Genomic DNA, 15789 nt, shown 5'->3' with positions numbered 1-15789 from the left:
CCGATCCTCCTCAGTTCGGGCCGAGCACGGCGGCGATGTAGGCCGTCGGGTCGGTCAGCTGGGCGGCGGCGAGATTGAGCCAGCCGGTGATCGGGCCGGCCAGCAGGCTCAGCACCACGAGGCCCCCGAGCAGGCCGAAGACGGCGACGAAGGGCAGGGCAGGGCCCTTTTCCGGCTCGGTCAGCCGGCCGCCGGGCGGCACCGCGCTGGATTTCCAGAACAGTGACGAACCGGCGCGCGAGAAGCCGAGGATGGCGATCAGCGAGGTTGCCAGCATCACCGACCAGATCAGCACCATGTCGGGCGCGTTCCAGGTCGCCTGCAGGATCATCAGCTTGCCCAGGAAGCCAGACAGCGGCGGCATCCCGGCCATGGCGATGGCCCCGGCGAAGAAAAGCGAGGCGATCAGTCCGTTCTGGGCAATGGGCGGCGCGGCGCGCAGCGCCCCCCGGCCTCGCCCCGGCGCGAGATCGTCAGGTCGGCGATCAGGAACATCGCCGCCGTCGCCAGCGTCGAGTGGATCAGGTAGTAGAGCGCCGCGCCGGTCGCCTGCTCGGTGAATTGCGAGATGGCGATGAACAGGGTGCCCATCGAGCCGATGGCGGCGAAGCTGACCATCCGCGCCATCTGCCGCGCGCCCATGATGCCGATCATCCCGATCGCCAGCGTCAGCAGCGCGGCGGGCAGCAGCAGGTCGGCGAACAGCGTCCCGGTGGCGGCGGTGCCGGGCGGGAAGACCATGACATACATCCGCAGGATGGCATAGGCGCCGACCTTGGTCATCACCGCGAACAGCGCCGCGACCGGTCCCGGCGCATGCGAATAGGTGTTGGGCAGCCAGAACTGCAGCGGCACCAGCGCCCCCTTCACCGCGAAGACGATGAGCAGCATCACCGCGCCGACGCGGACCAGGCCGGCATCGCCCGGCGGCAGCTCGGCCACCTTCTGGGCCAGGTCGGCCATGTTCAGCGTGCCGGTGGTCGAATAGATCGTCCCCAGCGCGAACAGGAACAGGGTCGAACCGGCGAGGTTGTAGATGACGTATTGCACCCCGGCCTTGAGCCGCTCGGCCCCGCCGCCATGGATCATCAGCCCGTAGGAGGCGATCAGCAGCACCTCGAAGAAGACGAACAGGTTGAAGGCGTCGCCGGTCAGGAAGGCGCCGTTCAGCCCCATCAGCTGGAACAGGAACAGCGGGTGGAAATGGCGCCCGCGCGTGTCCCAGCCGCTGCCGATGGCGTAGAGCACCACCGCCAGCGCCAGCAGCGCCGTCAGCATCAGCATCATCGCCGACAGCCGGTCGAGCACCAGCACGATGCCGAACGGCGCCGGCCAGTTGCCGAGCTGGTAGCTCTCGATCGTGCCGGTCGAGGCCTGGGCCAGCAGCGCCGCGGCCAGCGCCAGCAGCGCCACCGTGCCGGCGACCGAGAACACCCGTTGCAGCAGCAGGTCGCGGCGCATCAGCAGCACCATGATCGGGGCGAGCATCGCCGGCAGAACCACCGGCGCGACGATCCAGCTGCTCATTTCGCCTCCTCCGATGCCGGGGCAGGGGAAGGCGTTTCGTCGTCGTCGATCATGTCGATCCTGTCATTGCCGGTCTCGAGAAAGGCGCCGAGCGACAGCATCACCACCAGCGCCGTCATCCCGAAGGAGATCACGATCGCGGTCAGCACCAGCGCCTGCGGCAGCGGGTCGGTATAGCCGGCTGCCGTTTTCGACAGGATCGGCGGCATGTCGATGGCGATCCGGCCGGTGGCGAACAGGAACAGGTTCACCGCGTAGGACAGCATTGCCATGCCGACGATCACCGGGAAGGTGCGCAGCCGCAGCACCAGGTAGATCCCGGCCGCCGTCATCAGCCCGACCGCGCTTGCCACGAGGATTTCCATTACAGCGCCTCCCCCGCATCGCCGGCATCCGTCTCCGCCCGGCCGTCCTTGCCGGAGGGGTCGATGTCCATCGGCATCTTGTTCACCGTCTCGCCGGCGCGGCGGGCGATCAGCGACAGGCTGGCCAGCGCCAGCATCACCGCCCCGACCACGGTCAGGAAGACGCCGGTGTCGAAGCCCATCGCCGTGGCCAGTTCGAGCTCGCCCAGGAAGGGGATGTGGAAATAGCCGAAATCCGAGGTCAGGAACGGCCGCCCGGCAAGGAAGGCGCCGGTGCCGGTGATCCCGGCCACCAGCACGCCCAGACCGATCAGGGCGTGGTAATTGACCTGCTGGCGCTGATGCGCCCAGGCGAAGCCCGAGGCCATGTACTGGATCACCAGCGCCACCGCGACGATCAACCCGGCGATGAAGCCGCCGCCGGGCTCGTTATGGCCGCGCAGGAAGATGTAGATGCCCACCATCAGCGTGATCGGCATCATCACCCGCGTGGCGACGACCAGCATCAGCGGGTGGCGGTCGCCGGCGCGCTTGAGGTCATGGACCCAGTTGCGCAGCCGCCGGTTGGCCGGGCCGCGCAGCAGGGTGTCGGTCAGCGCGTAGATCGCCATCGCGGCGATGCCGAGCACGGTGATCTCGCCATAGGTATCATAGCCACGGAAGTCGACCAGGATGACGTTGACGACGTTGGTGCCGCCGCCCTCGAGCTTGGACTTGGCGAGGTGGAAGGCCGAGATCGTGTCGAAGGCGAAGTCGCGCGTCATCAGCGCGTAGATCAGCCCGCCGATGCCCAGCCCGGCGGCGATGGCGATGACGGCATCGCGGCTCTTGCGGCCGCCGCCGCTCTCGTGCGGGGTCTGCTTGGGCAGGAAGTTCAGCGCCAGCAGCAGCAGGATCACGGTGACGACCTCGACCGAGATCTGGGTCAGCGCGAGGTCGGGGGCCGAGAGGTAGACGAAGGCGATCGAGACCATCAGGCCGACGACCCCGACCAGCACCAGCGACAGCAGCCGGTTGTGATGGAACATCACCACCGCGACCGTCGCCGACATCAGCAGGAACCAGGCAATCAGCGGGATCGGCTCGACCGGGGTCAGCGCCCGGGTGCCGGCGCTGTGGCTGGCGCCGAGGAAGGCAATGAGGCCGGCGGCGACCGAAGCGACCGAGAACACGGCGAGGTAGCGCGACATCGAGCCGTTGTGCAGCCCCCGGGTGATCGCGCGCGAGGTGACCGTCGCGGCCTCGATCAGCGCGTCGAAGATGCGCTTGGCCTCGGGTTTCGGCGTGGCGTGCCACAGCCGCTCCAGCGGCCGGTGTGCCGCCAGCAGCAGCGCGCCGCCGGCGATGGCGGCGATCGACATCCACAGCGCCGGCGTCACCCCGTGCCACAGCGCGATGTGGACATGGGGATGGGCGCCGGTCACGGCCCCGGCGGCGGCGGTGACGATCCAGCCGACCATCGGCATCGGGAACAGCCCGATCAGGATCACCAGCACGGCGAGGAAGGCGGGCGAGGCCCACATGCCGAAGGCCGGGTCATGCGGCTTGGCCGGGTAGTCGTCGCGCACCGGGCCGAGGAAGACATGGGCGATGTAGCGCAGCGAATAGGCGACCGAGAACAGCGCCCCCAGCGTCGCCAGCGCGCCCAGGAGCCACGGGTTGGCGGCCCAGGCGGTGTGGGCCGACTGTTCCAGCATCATCTCCTTGGACAGGAAGCCGTTGAAGGGCGGGATGCCGGCCATCGACAGGCCGGCGACGGTGGCGATGGTGAAGGTGATCGGCATCAGCGTCATCAGCCCGCCCAGCCGCTTGGCGTCGCGGGTGTGGGTCTCGTGATCGACGATGCCGGCGGTCATGAACAGCGCCGCCTTGAAGCTGGCATGGTTGATGATGTGCAGTACCGCCGCCACCGCGCCCGCCTCGGTGCCGAAGCCCAAGAGCAGGGTGATCAGCCCCAGATGCGACACGGTCGAGAAGGCCAGCAGCGCCTTGAGGTCGTCCTTGAACAGGGCGATCTTGGCCGCCATCACCATGGTGACGAGGCCGGTGGTGGCGACGATGTAGAACCATTCGGGCCGCCCGGCCAGCACCGGCCACAGCCGCGCCATCAGGAACAGTCCGGCCTTCACCATGGTGGCGGAGTGCAGGTAGGCCGAAACCGGCGTCGGCGCCGCCATCGCGTGCGGCAGCCAGAAATGGAACGGGAACTGCGCCGATTTGGCGAAGGCGCCGATCAGGATCAGGATCAGCGCCGGCAGATACATCGGCGAGGCCTGGATCAGGTCCTTGTGCTGCAGGATCACGCTCAGGTCGTAGCTGCCGGCGATCTGGCCCAGGATCAGCATCCCGGCGATCATCGAGAGACCGCCCATGCCGGTCACCGCCAGCGCCATCCGCGCGCCCTGCCGGCCTTCGGGCAGGTGCTTCCAATAGCCGATCAGCAGGAAGGAGGACAGCGAGGTCAGCTCCCAGAACACCAGCAGAAGCAGGATGTTGTCCGACAGCACGATGCCCACCATCGCGCCCTGGAACAGCAGCAGGTAGGTGTAGAACTGGCCCATCGGATCGGTCTTCGACAGGTAGAAGCGGGCGTAGAGGATGATCAGGAGGCCGATGCCGAGGATCAGCGTCGCGAACAAGAGCCCGAGCCCGTCGAGGAAGAAATTGGCGTTCAGCCCCAGCCCCGGCACCCAGGAGATGCGGTCGTGGATCACCTCGCCGCGCAGCACCGCGGGGGCGTGCAGCAGCAGCCCGAGCAGGGCGAGCGCGGTCGCCGCTCCGGTGACGATGGCGCTGGCATTGCGGCCGGCGCGGATCATCAGGCCGGGCAACAGCGCACCGAGGAAGGGAAGCGCGACGATCAGGGCAAGGGGCATACCGGGGCGTTCCGTTCTTTCTTTGATCTTGTCTGGCGGGTTACGGCCGGTTCGGCCCGTGCCCTAGATGTTGCAAAGCCCCGCCCCAAGTCAAGGCGAAGGGCCCGATGTCGCAGCCGGCTGTCGCAGGCGGGACCGGGGCCCGCCCGTCGTCATTGCCTCTCGGACCACTGGCGCGACGTTGGCGCCCCTCTGGATTTTGGGCCCGGAGAAGGGGGGAAGACCCGCCCTTGCTTTCACCTGAGCGCAAATATCCCGGGGGAGCCGTCCGCGGCGGCGGCAGCGCCCCCTGCAACGGCAGGACCGGGCGCGGCGGCCGGCTGCACCACCGGAGGGCTCAGCCCTGCGGCGTCATCGCCTTGCGCTGGCGGGCGCGTTCGAGGCCGAGGCGGCTCTCGCGCCAGATGATCAGGATGCCGGCCGCCACCACCAGGCTGGCGCCGCCCAGCATCACCAGCGTCGGCACCTCGCCGAAGACGAAATAGCCGATCCCCAGCGCCAGCAGCATCGAGGTATAGTCGAAGGGCGCGACGACCGAGGCATCGGCCTCGCGATAGCTCGAGGTCAGCAGGACCTGGCCGAACCCGCCCAGTATTCCGGAAAGGACCAGCAGCGCCGTCTCGCGCATCGTCGGCATCACCCAGCCGAAGGGCAGGGTGGTCAGCGACAGCACCGTCGCGGTCAGCGAGAAGTAGAAGACGATGGCGGGGGTCTTCTCGGTCGTCACCAGCTTGCGCACGAAGACCTGGGCGAGGGCGGCGAAGACGGCGCTGCCGAGCACGACGATGGCCCCCAGAGCCTCGGCCTGGCCCAGCCCGCCGCCGGAGAAGGCGGTCATCCGCGGCGACAGCACGATCAGGACGCCGGTCATCCCCAGGGCGACGGCCGACACCCGCACCAGCCCGACCTGCTCGCCCAGGAACATTGCCGCGAAGATCACGGTCAGCAGCGGCGCGGCATAGCCGATGGCGGTGACTTCGGGCAGCGGCAGCAGGCCGAGCCCGGCAAAGCTCAGCCCCATCGCCGTGGTGCCGACCAGCCCGCGCCACAGGTGGCCCAGCGGCGCCCGCGTCCTCAGCCCGGTGCGCAGCTCGCCCCGGCTGACCAGCCAGCCGACGATCACCGGCATGGCGAAGAACGAGCGGAAGAACACCGCCTCGCCCGGCGGGACATGGTCGCGGACGGACTTGATCAGCGAGGCCATCGTGATCAGCACGACGACCGAGGATATCTTTAACAGGATGCCGCGCAGGGGGCGCATGGAAATGCCTCTGGCCGGCGGGACTGCCGGCCGGTTCGGTCAATCACGCCTGCGTGTGCTCCGCAACCGCTATTCTCGGCGCCGGGGCTGGACCTTGGCCCGGCTCTGCGGTCATGTGGGCGCGACAGCGAATGGAGGCGGACATGCGGGCGGAACTGGCGACGATCATCGAGCAGGGGCGCGGCGAGGCGCCGGCCGACCTGGTGCTGAAGGGCGGGCGGGTCTTCGACCTGGTCACCGGCGAGCTGGTCGAGAGCGACGTGGCGATCTGCGGCGACACCATCGTCGGCGTCTTCGAGCCGGGCTACGAGGGCCGGCGGGAGATCGACTGCAGCGGCAGGGTCCTCGTCCCCGGCTTCATCGACACCCACCTGCATATCGAAAGCTCGGCCGTCACGCCGTTCGAGTTCGACCGCTGCGTCGGTCCGCGCGGCATCACCACCGCGATCTGCGACCCGCACGAGATCGCCAATGTCGCCGGCCTGACCGGCATCCGCTACTTCCTCGACGCCTCGGCCCGGACGGTGATGGACATCCGGGTCCAGCTCTCCTCCTGCGTGCCCTCGACCCATATGGAGACCGCCGGCGCCCGGCTCGAGGCCGAGGACCTGGCGCCGCTGATGGATCATCCGCGGGTGATCGGGCTGGCGGAGTTCATGAACTTCCCCGGCGTCATCCACCGCGATCCCGGCGTCATGGCCAAGCTCGAGGCCTTCCGCGGCCGCCATGTCGACGGCCATTGCCCGCTGCTGACCGGCCGCGACCTGAACGCCTATATCGCCGCCGGTATCCGCACCGAGCACGAGGCGACGACGGCCGGGGAGGCGTTGGAGAAGCTGCGCAAGGGGATGCGGGTCCTGATCCGCGAGGGCTCGGTCTCGAAGGACCTGCACGCGCTGGCGCCGCTGCTCACCGAGCGGCATTCGCCCTATCTCTGCCTCTGCACCGACGACCGCAACCCGCTCGACATCGCCGAGCACGGCCATCTCGACTACATGATCCGCACCGCGATCGAGCTGGGGGCGCCGGCGCTGGCGGTCTACCGCGCCGCCTCGCTGTCGGCGGCCGAGGCCTTCGGGCTCAAGGATCGCGGGTTGATCGCGCCGGGCAAGCGGGCCGACATCGCGGTGATCGACACGCTCGAGGGCTGCCATGCCGAAACGGTGATCTGCGGCGGCGTGGTGGTGGACGACGCCGCCTTCGCCGCGCGCGAGCTGATCGCGCCGGTGGCGCGCCACTCGGTCAAGGCGCGCAGGGTTTCGGCCAGCGATTTCCGCACCGCCGGCAACCGGGCCGAGACGCCCGTGATCGGCATCCTGCCGGGCAAGATCATCACCGAACACCTGACCGAGGAGATCGCGCCGGTCGATGGCGACAAGCGCCCCGACCTCGACCGCGACCTGGTCAAGATCGCGGTGATCGAGCGTCACGGCAAGAACGGCAACATGGCGACCGGCTTCGTCCGCGGCTTCGGGCTCAAGGCCGGGGCGATCGCCTCGACCGTCTGCCACGACCACCACAACATCGCCGTCGTCGGCGCCGATTACGCCGATATGGCGCTGGCCGCCAACCGGCTGGGCGAGATCGAGGGCGGCTTCGTCGTCGTGCGCGACGGCGAGGTGCTGGCCGAGGTGGCGCTGCCGGTCGCCGGGCTGATGAGCCTCGAACCCTTCGAGGTGGTGCGCGACGCGCTGGTCGAGCTGCGGGCGGCGGCGGCCAGCCTCGGGGTGGTGCTGGAAGAGCCCTTCCTGCAGCTTGCCTTCCTCGCCCTGCCGGTGATCCCGCATCTCAAGATCACCGATCACGGCATGGTCGATGTCGACCGCTTCGAGGTGATGAGCTGAGCCGGACGTTTGCGTGAAACGGGGCAGGACCGGGGCGCTGCCCCGGACCCCGGGATATTTTCATTCAGGTGAAATGCAGGGTGGACCCGGTATCGGGGCGGGGGCGGGCATGGCTGTCCCGGCGCGGCAGAGGGCGGTGAAAAGGCGTCAGTCCGTGCAGATGCCCTGCAGGCTGACCCAGCTGTCGTCGGGGATCAGCGGCGGCGGCGTCTTGCCGGCGAAGGGGTCGTTCGCGATCAGCCCGGCGGCGGCCGGATCGGGACCCAGGGCGCGGGCATAGGCGGCGCTGTCGACCCCGGCGGCACGGAAGCGGGCCAGCAGCGATGCCTCGGGCAGCGGCGCGGGATGCTCGGCCCGCGCCAGCAGCACCGCGCCGTAGCCATGCAGCGCCTTGGCCGGGAAACTGCCGGTGGTCAGCAGCCGGAAGGTCGCCCGCAGCCCGGCCCATTTCAGCAGTGCGACCAGCGGGTCGGCGGCCTCGGCCCGCGCCCGCTCGGCCAGCAGGTAGCCGGCGGCGATCTCGGGGCCGTCGTAATTCTCGACCAGGTCGTGACGCAGCAGCAGCAGCCCGCCCGGCAGATGGGCCGTCGCGACCGGCGCGTCGCGCAGCACGGCGATCCGCACCCGGGCCCGGCCGAACAGCCGCGCCGTCAGCCGGCCCAGGGCCATCTGGCCCTGCGGGTCGGCGCAGGGCGTGCCGGTGACCCGGCCCATATCGGCCAGCACCATGCGGCCGATCTCCTGCCGCTTCGAAAACGGCACCACCTGGGCGGTATGGCGGATCAGGGCGCCGGGCATCCAGGCGCCGACCGCGATCACCGCCGCCAGCCCGGCGCCGAGCAGCCCGTAGCGCAGCCGGCCGGGCCGCGGCCGCCGGCCCTCGACGGCGCGATGCACCGTCTCGATCGCCTCGATCATGGTCGCGTCGTCCAGCTCCAGCGTCTCGCTCGCCGCCTCGCCGGGGGCGTAGAGCGCCGGCGTCTCGCCGGGATTGAGCCGGATCACGGCGGGCAGCGACCAATGGGTCAGCGGTGTGTCGCTGCGGCTGTCGGACAGCACCAGGGAGGCATCGCCGAAGGAGACGATGACGTCGCGCCGCTGGGCTGCGGGCGTTTCGCGCCACAGGCCGGAGCTTTCCAGGCGTTGATATTGCTTGAGCGCCGTCATTTGCGCGGCACGGGTCCTGCTCTTGTTCTGACGCGCCGAATCTAGCGCAGGGGACGGGCCGCTACAATTGAAAGCGACCGTGGCGGGTGCGTCGGCGGTGCAGGATCGGGGCTCTGCCCCAAACCCCGGGATATTGGGACTGAGAGGAAGGGACGGGCGCGTTCCCCTCTTCCTCTCAGCGAAAATATCCCGGGGGGCCGGGGGGCTGGCCCCCCGGCTTGCGTCACAGCAGCTTGGCGACCGCGCGCAGCTCGAACTTCTGGATCTTGCCGGTCGAGGTCTTGGGCAGATCCGAGAAGACGATCTTCTTCGGCGTCTTGAAGCCGGCGAGGCGGGCGCGGGCGAAGGCGATCAGTTCCTCCTCGGTCGCCTCGGCCTCGGGCTTGAGTTCGACGAAGGCGCAGGGCACCTCGCCCCATTTCTCGTCCGGCTTGGCGACCACGGCGCAGAGGCTGACCGCCGGGTGGCGGGCCAGCACGTCCTCGACCTCGACCGAGGAGACGTTCTCGCCGCCGGAGATGATGATGTCCTTGGCTCGGTCGGTGATCTTGATGTAGCCGTCGGGATGCTGGAAGGCGATGTCGCCCGAGCGGAAATAGCCGCCCTTGAAGGCCGCGCGCGTGGCTTCCGGGTTCTTGTAATAGCCCTTCATCACCGCGTTGCCGCGCATCGCGATCTCGCCCAGATGGGCGCCGTCGCGGGCGACCGGCTCGCCATGGCTGTCATGCACGACGGCCTCTTCCATCATCGGCATCAGCACCCCGGTCCGGGCCTTGAGCGCGGCGCGCTCGTCGCCCTGGATGTCGTCCCACTCGGGCTTCCAGGTGCATTCGGTGGCCGGGCCGTAGACCTCGGTCAACCCGTAGACCTGGGTGACGTTGAAGCCCAGGGGCTCGATCGCGGCCAGCGTGGCGGCGGGCGGCGGGGCGCCGGCGGTGAAGACCTCGACGATGTGGTCGAAGCTGCGGCGGTCGGATTCGGGCGCGTTGATCAGGCTGTTGAGCACGATCGGGGCGCCGCCGAAATGGGTCACGCCCTCGTCGGCGATGGCGTCGTAGATGTTCCTAGCGGTGATGTCGCGGCAGCAGACCAGCGTGCCGCCCATCATCGGCACCATCCAGGTGTGGCACCAGCCGTTGCAGTGGAACAGCGGCACGATGGTCAGGTAGACCGGATACAGCACCATCCGCCACGAGATCGCGTTGCCCATGGTGGCGAGATAGGCGCCGCGATGGTGGTAGACGACGCCCTTGGGCCGGCCGGTGGTGCCCGAGGTGTAGTTGAGCGCGATGCTCTCCCATTCGTCCTCGGGCATCACCCAGTCGGCCGCCGGGTCGCCCTGTTCCAACAGGGCCTCGTAGGTGAGGTAGTGGCCGGAGGCTTCGATCCCGGCCTCTTCGTCCGCGATCTCGACGATCTGCGGCGCCGGGCCCTGCATCGCCTTGATCGCGTCTTCCGCGAGGCCGATGCAGGCGCTGTCGCAGAGCACGACCCTGGCGCTGCCATGTTCGAAGATATAGGCGACGGTGTCGGTATCGAGGCGGGTGTTGATCGTGTTCAGGATCGCGCCGCAGGCCGGCACGCCGAAATGCGCCTCGGCCTGGGCCGGGACGTTGGGCAACAGCGTCGCCACCACGTCGCCGGGCTTGATCCCGTGCGCCGCCAGACCCGAGGCGAGGCGGCTGACGCGGCCGTAATAGTCGAGATAGCTGCGCCTTGTCTGGCCGTAGACGACGGCGGTGCGCTCGGCGAAGATATCGGCGGCGCGGCGCAGATGCGACAGCGGGGTCAAGGCGACATGGTTCGCCGCGCAGCGATCGAGTCCAGTTTCGTCCGGTAGCCAGCCCATCTGCTTCTCCTCCCGCGCCGTCGCGCATAGTCTCCCATTCGGGCCGGATTATTGACCGGCCGGGGACGGTAAGGAAAGAGCGTAGAAACACCGGGTCTTGCACGATGGCCACAAGTCTTGCCGCCCCGCTTTACCCCGGGCGCGCGAGACGCCAGAGTGGCGCCATGATCCTCTCGCGCGGGCGCCGCTACATCTTCGTTCACATCCCCAAGACCGGCGGCACGGCGCTGAGCCTGGCGCTGGAGGCGCGGGCGATGAAGGACGATATCCTGATCGGCGACACGCCCAAGGCGCGGGCGCGGCGACGGCGGCTGAAGGGGGTCAAGACCGCCGGGCGGCTGTGGAAGCATTCGACGCTGGCCGACGTGGTCGGGCTGGTGACGCCCGAGGAGATCGAGACGTTCTTCACCTTCACCCTGGTGCGCAATCCCTGGGACCGGATGGTGAGCTATTACCACTGGCTGCGGGCCCAGAGCTTCGCCCATCCGGCGGTGGCGCTGGCCCGGCGGCTGGAATTTGCCGATTTCCTCGCCCATCCCCAGACCCGCGAGAGTTTCTCGGCCTGGCCCTACGGCGCCTACATGCACGGGCCGGACCGGCGGGAGCACTGCGATCTGTTCCTGCGGCTCGAGCATCTGGCCGAGGATATCGGGCCGCTCGAGGCGCATCTGGGTTTCCGCGTCGCCCTGCCGGGGCGGATCAACGCCTCGGAGCGGGCGCGGGACTGGCGCGGCTATTACAGCGACGACGCGGCGGAGCTGGTGGGCGAGATCTGCGCCGAGGACGTGGCGCGGTTCGGGTATTCCTTCGACGGGTAGGGGCGGGGGCGTGCGGCACAAGCGCAGAACCGAGCGGCCTGCTCGTGCCCCGCGCGCACCGGGCGGATCGAAGCGATGCACGCCCCTCCGCTTCGTCGAGGGTGCCGACCGGAACAGCCTGTAGACATCGCCAATGGAAAAGGCCGGGGGGCTGTCCCCCCCGGCCCTCCCGAGGATATTTTCGCCAGAAGGAAATGGCCGGTCAGGCCGCTTTCCGTTCCGGCGCGAAGCGGGTGTAGAAGGTCTCGCCCTTCTCGGCCATCTCGCGCAGCAGCTTCGGCGTGGTGAAGCGGGCGCCGTAGGCTTCGGTCAGCGCGTCGCAGAGTTCCACCGCCTTGGCGGCGCCGATCATGTCGAGCCAGCTCAGCGGCCCGCCCGACCACGGCGCGAAGCCCCAGCCGAGGATGGCGCCGACATCGCCTTCGCGGATGTCCATCAGCACGCCGTCCTCCAGCGCCCGCACCGCTTCCAGCACCTGGGCGAAGAGCAGCCGGTGCTGGACCTCGGTGACGTCGGGCTGGTCCTCGGCGACCGGGTATTGGGCGGCCAGGCCCTCCCACAGCCCGATGCGCTTGCCCTTCTCGTCATAGGCGTAGAAGCCGGATTTCGACTTCCGGCCCAGCCGGCCCTGGTCGTACATCCAGAACAGCACCTCGTCGACGGCATCGTCCGGGTAGGCATCGCCCATCGCCGCCTTGGTCGCCTTGGCGATCTTGACGCCGAGGTCGATCGAGGTCTCGTCGACCAGCTGCAGCGGGCCGAGCGGCATGCCGACCAGCTTGGCCGCGTTCTCGATCAGCGCCGGTTCCACCCCTTCGGCGACCATGCGGACGCCCTCGTTGATGTAGGGAATGATGCAGCGGTTGGCGTAGAAGAAGCGCGCGTCGTTGACCACGATCGGGGTCTTGCGGATCTGGCGGACATAGTCGAGCGCCTTGGCCACCGCGCGGTCGCCGGTTTCCTTGCCCTTGATGATCTCGACCAGCAGCATCTTGTCGACGGGCGAGAAGAAATGGATGCCGATGAACTGTTCGGGGCGCTTGGAGGCCTTGGCCAGTTCGCTGATCGGCAGGGTCGAGGTGTTGGTGGCGAAGATGCAGTCCGCGCCGACCACGGCCTCGGTCCTGGCCGTGACCTCGGCCTTGACCTTCGGGTCCTCGAACACCGCCTCGACGATCAGGTCGCAGCCCTCGAGCGCGGCGTAATCGGTGGTCGGCGTGATCCGGCCCAGCACCTCGGCCTTCTTCTCCTCGGTCGATTTCTTGCGGCTGATCGCCTTGTCGAGCAGGCCCTCGGAATAGGCCTTGCCGCGCTCGGCCGCGTCCTGCGCGGCGTCGATCAGTACGACCTCGATCCCGGCCATGGCGCTGACATAGGCGATGCCGGCGCCCATCATGCCGGCGCCGAGGATGCCGACCTTCTTGACGCTCTGGTCGGGCACGTCCCTGGGCCGCACCGCGCCCTTCTCCAGCGCCTCCTTGTTGAGGAAGAGCGAGCGGATCATCGCCGCCGAGGACGGGTTCATCATGATGTTGGTGAACCAGCGCGCCTCGATCTTGAGCGCGGTGTCGAAGGGCACCAGCGCGCCTTCATAGACCGCGCTCAGCAGCGCCTTGGCGGCCGGGTAGACGCCCTGGGTCTTGCCGTTGACCATGGCATTGGCGCCGAGGAAGGTCATGAAGCCAGCCGGGTGATAGGGGGCGCCGCCGGGCATCTTGTAGCCCTTCTGGTCCCACGGCTTGACCAGGTCGGCGTCCTTGGCGTTCAGCACCCAGTCCTTCGCGGCGGCGACCGGATCGTCGGCGACCTCGTCGATCAGGCCGGCGGCCTTGGCCTTGGCCGGCTCGACCAGCTTGCCTTCCAGCAGGTAGGGCGAGGCGCCCATCGCGCCCAGCTTGCGGACCAGGCGGGTGGTGCCGCCGCCGCCGGGGAAGATGCCGACCTTGATCTCGGGCAGGCCGATCCGGGCCTTGGGATTGTTGGCGGCGAAGATGCGGTGGCAGGCCAGCGGCAGCTCGAGCCCGATGCCGACGGCGGTGCCGGGCAGGGCGGCGGCGATCGGCTTGCCGCCCTTGAGCGTCTTCGGGTCCATGCCGGCGCGCTCGATCTTGCGCAGCACGCCGTGCATCATCATCACGCCGTCGAACAGGCCCCTGGCGGGCTCGTCGCCGGCATCGGCCTTCATCTTGGCCAGGACGTTGAGGTCCATGCCGCCGGCGAAATCCTTCTTGGCAGAGGTGATGATCACGCCCTTGACGGCGTCATCGGCCAAAGCGGTGTCGATATGGGTGTCGAGCTCGCGAAAGCCTTCCAGGCTCATCACGTTCATCGACTTGCCGGGCACGTCCCAGGTGATGATGGCGACGCCGTCGGCGTCCACGGCATAGGTAAAATCGGTCATTCGGTCTCTCCCGTGTAGGGGGTGCCGTCCTTGCGGGTGAAGGTGGCGTTCCCGTCCTTCACTTCCAGCTTCAGGTCGACATCGGAATAGGTGGCAATTTCATGTGGCGCGCGGCTGCCGACGACGAGGAAACGGGCCTCGCTGTCGGAGCGGTTGATGAACTGGTGGCCGTCGGGATCGCCGGCCGGGAAGGCGGCGCAGTCGCCCGGCTGCATCAGCGTCTCGCCGGCGTCCTGCACCAGCGTGCATTCGCCTTCCAGCACCATGACGAACTCGTCCTCCTTCAGGTGCCAGTGGCGCAGGCTGGACAGGGCGCCGGGTTCGAGGATGACGATGTTGACGCCGAACTGGGTCAGCCCGCCGGCCTGGCCCAGCCGCAGCGAGGACCGGCCCGCCATCATCCCGGCATAGGGCTCGGGATAGATCGAGCCGGTCTTCAGCGGCACATCGTTCAGGTCGATGACGCCCATCACAGCCTCTCGATGATGGTCGCCGCGCCCATGCCGGAGGCGATGCACAGCGTCGCCAGGCCGGTGCCCTTGCCGGTGCGCTCGAGCTCGTCGAGCAGGGTGCCGATGATGATCGCCCCGGTCGCGCCCAGCGGGTGACCCATGGCGATGGCGCCGCCGTTGACGTTGACCTTGTCGGCATCGACGTCGAAGGCCTGCATGAAGCGCAGCACCACCGCGGCGAAGGCCTCGTTGACCTCGAACAGGTCGATGTCGGAGATCGACATGCCCGCTTCCTTGAGGATCTTCTCGGTCACCGGCACCGGGCCGGTCAGCATGATCGTCGGATCGGTGCCGATCTTCGCGGTGGCGCGGATCCGGGCGCGCGGCTTGAGGCCGTATTGCTCGCCGAATTCCTTGTTGCCGATCAGCACCGCGGCCGAGCCGTCGACGATGCCCGAGGAGTTGCCGGCATGGTGGATATGCTCGATCCGCTCCAGCTCCGGGTAGCGCATCATCGCCACCTTGTCGAAGCCGGGCATCACCTCGCCCATCTCCTTGAAGGACGGCTTGAGCGCACCCAGCGCCTGCATGTCGGTGCCCGGGCGCATGTATTCGTCACGGTCGAGGATCGGCAGCCCGTTCTGGTCGCGCACGGTGATCACCGACTTGGCGAAGCGGTTCTCCTGCCACGCCTTGGCGGCGCGGTTCTGGCTTTCCACCGCCAGCGCGTCGGCATCGTCGCGGGAAAAGCCGTACTTGGTGGCGATGATGTCGGCCGAGATCCCCTGCGGCACGAAATAGGTCTTCATCGCCAGGCTGGGATCGACGGCGATCGCCGCCCCGTCCGAGCCCATGGCGACGCGGCCCATCATCTCGACCCCGCCGGCGATATAGGCCTGGCCGGCGCCGCCCTTGACCTGGTTGGCGGCCAGGTTCACCGCCTCCATGCCGGAAGCGCAGAAGCGGTTGATGGCGAGGCCGGGGATGCTCTCGTCGAGATCGGACAGCAGCACCGCCGAGCGGGCAAGGCAGCCGCCCTGCTCGCCGACCTGGGTGACGTTGCCCCAGATCACGTCCTCGACCGCGTGGCCATCGAGCCCGTTGCGCTCCTTGACCGCGTTGAGCACCTTGGCCGAGAGGCTCAGCGAGGTGACCTCGTGCAGGCTGCCGTCCTTGCGCCCCTTGCCGCGGGGGCTGCGCACGGCGTCGTAGATATAGGCTTCGGTCAT

General features: G+C 68.7%; 10 protein-coding genes and 1 pseudogene. 2 read left to right on the top strand and 9 right to left on the bottom strand.

Annotated features, from left to right (window positions below):
• Positions 1-10 precede the first annotated feature (10 nt).
• The 4 genes and pseudogenes from ACFOES_RS19635 to ACFOES_RS19620 all read right to left on the bottom strand — a co-directional run bounded on the left by ACFOES_RS19635 (position 11) and on the right by ACFOES_RS19620 (position 6029).
• Positions 11-1527 (bottom strand): annotated as a pseudogene (locus ACFOES_RS19635) (monovalent cation/H+ antiporter subunit D).
• A complete protein-coding gene (locus ACFOES_RS19630; RefSeq protein ID WP_377835157.1) occupies positions 1524-1892 on the bottom strand; it encodes a Na+/H+ antiporter subunit C in 369 nt (122 codons plus the stop codon). The pseudogene ACFOES_RS19635 and the gene ACFOES_RS19630 overlap by 4 nt, the downstream one beginning before the upstream one ends.
• Positions 1892-4768 carry a monovalent cation/H+ antiporter subunit A gene (locus ACFOES_RS19625; protein ID WP_377835155.1) on the bottom strand — a complete coding sequence of 959 codons (2877 nt, stop codon included), beginning with the start codon at positions 4766-4768 and terminating at the stop codon, positions 1892-1894. The genes ACFOES_RS19630 and ACFOES_RS19625 overlap by 1 nt, the downstream gene beginning before the upstream one ends.
• Before the next feature lie 337 nt (positions 4769-5105).
• On the bottom strand, positions 5106-6029 hold the full coding sequence (locus tag ACFOES_RS19620; protein WP_377835153.1) for a DMT family transporter: 924 nt from the start codon (positions 6027-6029) through the stop codon (positions 5106-5108).
• A gap of 143 nt (positions 6030-6172) precedes the next feature.
• On the opposite strand from ACFOES_RS19620, the gene ade reads away from it, so the two are divergent.
• Positions 6173-7873, top strand: a complete 1701-nt coding sequence (gene ade / locus ACFOES_RS19615) for an adenine deaminase (protein ID WP_377835151.1) — start codon at positions 6173-6175, stop codon at positions 7871-7873.
• A 147-nt stretch (positions 7874-8020) separates the two neighbouring features.
• Here ade and ACFOES_RS19610 read toward each other — a convergent pair whose 3' ends face one another.
• Together ACFOES_RS19610 and ACFOES_RS19605 are read right to left on the bottom strand one after the other, a co-directional pair.
• Positions 8021-9040, bottom strand: a complete 1020-nt coding sequence (locus ACFOES_RS19610) for a hypothetical protein (RefSeq protein ID WP_377835150.1) — start codon at positions 9038-9040, stop codon at positions 8021-8023.
• A gap of 223 nt (positions 9041-9263) precedes the next feature.
• Positions 9264-10889: an AMP-binding protein gene (locus ACFOES_RS19605; RefSeq protein WP_377835148.1), complete on the bottom strand. Its 1626-nt coding sequence runs from the start codon at positions 10887-10889 to the stop codon at positions 9264-9266.
• A 164-nt stretch (positions 10890-11053) separates the two neighbouring features.
• Between ACFOES_RS19605 and ACFOES_RS19600 the strand changes: the two genes are divergently transcribed.
• Positions 11054-11707: a sulfotransferase family 2 domain-containing protein gene (locus ACFOES_RS19600; protein WP_377835146.1), complete on the top strand. Its 654-nt coding sequence runs from the start codon at positions 11054-11056 to the stop codon at positions 11705-11707.
• 202 nt (positions 11708-11909) lie between these two features.
• Here ACFOES_RS19600 and ACFOES_RS19595 read toward each other — a convergent pair whose 3' ends face one another.
• The 3 genes from ACFOES_RS19595 to ACFOES_RS19585 are packed head-to-tail and all read right to left on the bottom strand — an operon-like array spanning position 11910 to position 15789.
• Entirely contained in the window at positions 11910-14108 is a 2199-nt protein-coding gene (locus ACFOES_RS19595) for a 3-hydroxyacyl-CoA dehydrogenase NAD-binding domain-containing protein (protein ID WP_377835144.1), read from the bottom strand.
• A complete protein-coding gene (locus ACFOES_RS19590; RefSeq protein ID WP_377835142.1) occupies positions 14105-14578 on the bottom strand; it encodes a cupin domain-containing protein in 474 nt (157 codons plus the stop codon). The genes ACFOES_RS19595 and ACFOES_RS19590 overlap by 4 nt, the downstream gene beginning before the upstream one ends.
• Positions 14578-15789 carry an acetyl-CoA C-acetyltransferase gene (locus ACFOES_RS19585; protein WP_377835141.1) on the bottom strand — a complete coding sequence of 404 codons (1212 nt, stop codon included), beginning with the start codon at positions 15787-15789 and terminating at the stop codon, positions 14578-14580. The genes ACFOES_RS19590 and ACFOES_RS19585 overlap by 1 nt, the downstream gene beginning before the upstream one ends.

Source organism: Acidimangrovimonas pyrenivorans, from assembly GCF_042643245.1.
In the GTDB taxonomy this organism is placed as follows: domain Bacteria; phylum Pseudomonadota; class Alphaproteobacteria; order Rhodobacterales; family Rhodobacteraceae; genus Acidimangrovimonas; species Acidimangrovimonas pyrenivorans.
Note: the sequence above shows the minus strand (reverse complement) of the source record. Positions and strands in the feature narration are given on the sequence as shown.

Bases quoted from the DNA above. Each gene is read 5' to 3' on its own strand.
- ACFOES_RS19630 (WP_377835157.1), bottom strand. From the start codon at position 1,892: ATGGAAATCCTCGTGGCAAGCGCGGTCGGGCTGATGACGGCGGCCGGG.
- ACFOES_RS19610 (WP_377835150.1), bottom strand. From the start codon at position 9,040: ATGACGGCGCTCAAGCAATATCAACGCCTGGAAAGCTCCGGCCTGTGG.
- ACFOES_RS19595 (WP_377835144.1), bottom strand. From the start codon at position 14,108: ATGACCGATTTTACCTATGCCGTGGACGCCGACGGCGTCGCCATCATC.
- ACFOES_RS19605 (WP_377835148.1), bottom strand. From the start codon at position 10,889: ATGGGCTGGCTACCGGACGAAACTGGACTCGATCGCTGCGCGGCGAAC.
- ACFOES_RS19590 (WP_377835142.1), bottom strand. From the start codon at position 14,578: ATGGGCGTCATCGACCTGAACGATGTGCCGCTGAAGACCGGCTCGATC.
- ACFOES_RS19600 (WP_377835146.1), top strand. From the start codon at position 11,054: ATGATCCTCTCGCGCGGGCGCCGCTACATCTTCGTTCACATCCCCAAG.
- ACFOES_RS19585 (WP_377835141.1), bottom strand. From the start codon at position 15,789: ATGACCGAAGCCTATATCTACGACGCCGTGCGCAGCCCCCGCGGCAAG.
- ade (WP_377835151.1), top strand. From the start codon at position 6,173: ATGCGGGCGGAACTGGCGACGATCATCGAGCAGGGGCGCGGCGAGGCG.
- ACFOES_RS19625 (WP_377835155.1), bottom strand. From the start codon at position 4,768: ATGCCCCTTGCCCTGATCGTCGCGCTTCCCTTCCTCGGTGCGCTGTTG.
- ACFOES_RS19620 (WP_377835153.1), bottom strand. From the start codon at position 6,029: ATGCGCCCCCTGCGCGGCATCCTGTTAAAGATATCCTCGGTCGTCGTG.